Source organism: Luteibacter sp. P4_D7_3 (assembly GCF_056401735.1).
In genome coordinates, this window is the sequence record NZ_JBFUIT010000344.1 from 1 (window position 1) to 4022 (window position 4022).

Here is a 4022-nt window from a genome sequence, read left to right on the forward strand (position 1 = left end):
CTTCGGTGCCCACCCTCGCTGCTCAGACACGTCCTCCGCGTTTCGTACCGGAAAGTCCGCTGCGCGGACCATGTTCTCATTGGCCTGCGGCCGCTCCACTTGTGCGGAACTCGCCTCGAGGGTGGGCACCGAAGACTCTTCCCATCCCTGAGGTTCGTGCGGGTCGAGCCGACGAAGCAACGCCGCTTCGGCCGCTGGCTCGTCGGCATCGCCATCGCCAAACGGTCGACCCCAGCGCGCCGGTAGCCGTCGTCCCCGCGAGACGCCCAAGTGTAGAGAGCGACGGCGAAGCCGAGCCTGCGAAGCCGAAGGCGAGCCGTCTGCAAGGTCGAGGCCCGGCCCGAAAGCCGAGCGCCCGGGTCCCGGTAATCCACGATGAACTTTCTTTTGCCGCACAGCCTCAGTGATCGTCGTGCTTGTCATGCTTCGCAGGCGGTGCGGGCTTCGCCGCGGGTGCGTGATTCTCATGCTGCGGTTCGGGACGCGGCGTCGGAGCCGGGCGCTGTTGTTCGCGTTGCGGTTCCTGCCGTTGCGGCTGCGGACGTTGCTGCTGCTCCACGCGCTGCTGAGCTTCCGCTCGCGAGCGTTCGGCCTCCTGATTGCGGGCGTTTGCCTGCTGCTGCGCCTGGGCTGCCTGTGCCGCCTGTTGCTGGCGTGGATCGACGCGCGCGGGCTGTGCGACCTGCGGGGGGCGTGCTTCCTGGCGTCCGGCCTGAGCGGCCTGAGCGGCCCGCTGCTGTTCGCGTGGGTCCGCGTGCGGCACCTGTCCCGGCGTCTGCTGATGCGGATCGAAACGCGTCGGTTCGTTGCGCGAGACGTTCTGGCCGGGCTGCGGCTGCCCAGGATGGAAGGCTTGCGCAGCATTGGTGTTGCGCGCCTCGGCGGGACTGCCGGGGCGCTGGCCAGACTCCGGACCTCGTCCATCCGCACGTTGGCCCTGGGCAGCCTGGACCTGCTGGCGCTGAGGCGGCGGCAGGGCAGGGCGTGCGTTCGGCGCGGTCGGGCGGGTCATGCCGGCAGTGAAGTTCGGACGTTGCATATGCGCGTAATCGGGCGGCGCCGGTCGGGCCCCGTTTGCGACAGGCGCCGCCTGCCGACGGTTGTCGATGGTGTTGTTATTGAAGTCGTGCCGGTTATCGATGTGGTTCGAGCGATCGATGTTCACCGAACGATTGATATTGACCGTTCGGTTGATCACCGTCGTCCGGTTCACGGGGTACGGGTGGTTGTCGTAGACGATTGCCGGGCGGCCGTAGTGCGGACCGCCGGGGCGGCCACCGCCCCACGACGTATTCCACGAATTCCAACCCCAGCGCGGCGGCTCACGGTGTCCGTGGGACGCGAACAGCTCGCCGACCAGCACGCCGGCGCCGAACGAAATCAGGCCGGTGGTGACGAGGTCGCTGCGCTCACGCGGCTCCTCGTACCAGCCTTGCGAGTAGACGCGCGTCACAATCGGCTCGCCATACACGGCGTCCGGATCGTAATCGGGCACGTAGACCACGTCCGACTCGGCAGGCTCGATGAGGATGGTCTGCGCGGGTGCGGCGACGATGCCGTTGTCGTCGGCGACGGTCTCGTCGTCGGAGGCTCCACGTTGATCGATCTGGACGACCTGCTGGGCGGAGTTCTGGAGATTGCCATGCGCCCGGGCGCGACCGCGCATGACCTGGATGGCATTCATGACATCGGTCGGTTCGCTGGCATAGGCAGCGCCGAGCGCGGCGGTCCACTCCGTGTTGTTGGCAAGCTGATCGAGCACGGCGGGGAAAGCGACCAGCGACTTCACGCTCGGATCCCAGGGCTGGCCGTCGGCGGCGTCGATCAAGGCGCTGCCGGTGAGGTTGCGGTTCTGCTGCAGGAAATCACGAGCTTGCCCGACGTCGTCCGGGTGGGTGGACGCGGCGAGAGTCTGCGCAACGAGGCGATCGGGGAACAGGGCAATCGGCGCGACCAGAGCGAAGAGCTGCTCTGCCGTCGGCTGCTGATAGGCGGGTTGCTGTGCCGCTTCGGCTGCTGGCGCGGTTGCCGCCGCGACCGGCGCTGGCGCGTCGGCCGGCGCCTGACGCTGGCAACCCGCAAGGGCGCCGATGAGTGACACGGATAGGACGGACATCACCGAGACATCCAGTGCGAATCGCTTGATCACCATGAGTTCCTTTGCTCGTTCGTGGGCCTTCGTTCGTTCAGCTTCGACGAAAACAGGTGACCGACGGCTGTATCAAGTGACATTCCGCAAGGACTTGCCGATGTCGTTCATCGGCCGGTTGGCATTCGATACGCAGTTTTTTTCGTTGCAGCGCAACAAAGAGGGTCTTCCCGATGGTCATCCGCGTCACTTTCCGGTGAAGTATTCGAAAAGATTAGAGAAAGCATCCAGTTACGCTCAGCCATCGAATGTCTTGCCCGCGCATGGATCGATSCAAATGCCCTATGAGATTTTCCGCAGTGCAGTATTTTCATAATTTCACTAAATCGTTTACTAACAGTCATTTGTAATCATTTGTCTGACTTTAGATCGAGTTAAAAAATCGGTTGACAACGTTGTCACTGGGCCCTAAAAATCCGCCTCGTAACAAGGTTGCAACAGCAACCGGCCGGGGTCCCCCGGCGCGCAGGGCAAGTGACTCATTCAATGGAACGGTCGACGAACGCAGGCGAAAGCTTGCGCGGTGTCGTTCGTCCCGAAAAAACATTCTCATCCCCAGGAGATAGCAGTGAATTACCGGATTAGCGCCCTTTCCATGGCCATCATGGCCGGGCTGTTCGCCACGGGCTCCGCCATGGCGCAGGACGCCGGCGCGACGAACCCGCCCTCCTCAACGACTCCCAAGAAGGCGGAGCCAGCCAAGACCCCGGCCACCGATGCCGACGCACAGAATGCCGCGGACCTCGCCGGCATCACGGTCACGGGCATTCGTGCCAGCTTGCAGAAGTCCCTGGACCTCAAGCGCAATTCGGATTCCATCATCGAAGCCATTTCCGCTGAGGATGTTGGCAAGTTCCCGGACCGCAACGTGGCCGAATCGCTGTCCCATCTCCCGGGCATCAGCGTCGACCGCAACTTCGGCGAAGGCGACAAGGTCAGCATCCTCGGTACGGATCCGGCGCTGAACCGCCTGCTCCTGAACGGTCAGACCCTTGCGTCGACCAACTGGACCTCGGATCCGAACAACCCGGACAGCCGCTCGTTCGACTACAGCCTGCTCACCTCGGAAATCATCGGTAACGCCCAGGTTTACAAGACCCCGCAGGCGAACCTCGACGAGGGCAGCATCGGCGGTACCGTCATCGTCAATACGCGTAAGCCGCTCGACCTCAAGGCGAACACGCTGACCGGTACCGTCAGCTACGGTTACAACGACCGCGCCGATACCGGCAAGCCGAATGCGTCGGCGCTCTATAGCTGGAAGAACAACGATTCCACCTTCGGCGTGCTCGGCTCGGTCATGCATTCCGATCGCATCATCGATCGCCAGGGCACCGAGGTCTTCGGTTACCAGCGCGCGAACGATCCGACCGATACCGACCCGAATCACCAGTTCAATCCGAACGTCGTCGCGCCGGGCACCAAGGGCGTGTATCCGACTGCAATCAATACGGCGTGGTTCCAGCAGCAGCGCAAGCGCGACGGTGTATCGACCGACCTGCAGTGGAAGCCGAACGACGCGTTCGAGCTGAACTTCACCGGCCTTTACGTCACCGAGAAGTTCGACAACTTCAACCAGAGCCATTACGGCGACTGGTCCGGCAGCGCGCCCGACGCCACCGCCCTCAACTTCCAGAATGGCGTCGGCACGAGCGGCTCGTACGGTCCGGGTGCGTCGACTTACCTCGACGGCTATGAGCGTGAGTCCAAGGTCAATACGGGCACCGCACAGCTGCGCGCCGATTGGTACGGTGACGGCTGGTCGGCGACGAGCCAGGTCGGCTACACCGGTTCCACGGGTGGTTCCGAGGGCATCTGGAATGCGCAGTTCCAGGGCTTCGGTGGCTACAACTGGAACCTCGACGGCCAGCAC

At 63.7% G+C, this 4022-nt stretch carries 3 protein-coding genes; 2 read left to right on the plus strand and 1 reads right to left on the minus strand.

The annotated features are described in order from the left end of the window. Positions 1–400: 400 nt before the first annotated feature. Positions 401–2152 (minus strand): DUF3300 domain-containing protein, encoded by a 1752-nt coding sequence (locus AC1DSN_RS19465; protein ID WP_477332321.1) that lies wholly within the window; start codon positions 2150–2152, stop codon positions 401–403. Between AC1DSN_RS19465 and AC1DSN_RS19470 the strand changes: the two genes are divergently transcribed. Both AC1DSN_RS19470 and AC1DSN_RS19475 read left to right on the plus strand, forming a co-directional pair. Next, complete coding sequence (locus AC1DSN_RS19470) at positions 2151–2465, plus strand: hypothetical protein (RefSeq protein WP_477332323.1); 315 nt, start codon at positions 2151–2153, stop codon at positions 2463–2465. The genes AC1DSN_RS19465 and AC1DSN_RS19470 overlap by 2 nt on opposite strands. A 318-nt stretch (positions 2466–2783) precedes the next feature. Then, positions 2784–4022: TonB-dependent receptor (locus AC1DSN_RS19475; RefSeq protein ID WP_477332325.1), on the plus strand; the 1239-nt coding region annotated here is incomplete at its 3' end.

Coding starts and splice junctions, on each gene's coding strand:
- AC1DSN_RS19465 (WP_477332321.1), bottom strand. CDS start 2,152: ATGGTGATCAAGCGATTCGCACTGGATGTCTCGGTGATGTCCGTCCTA.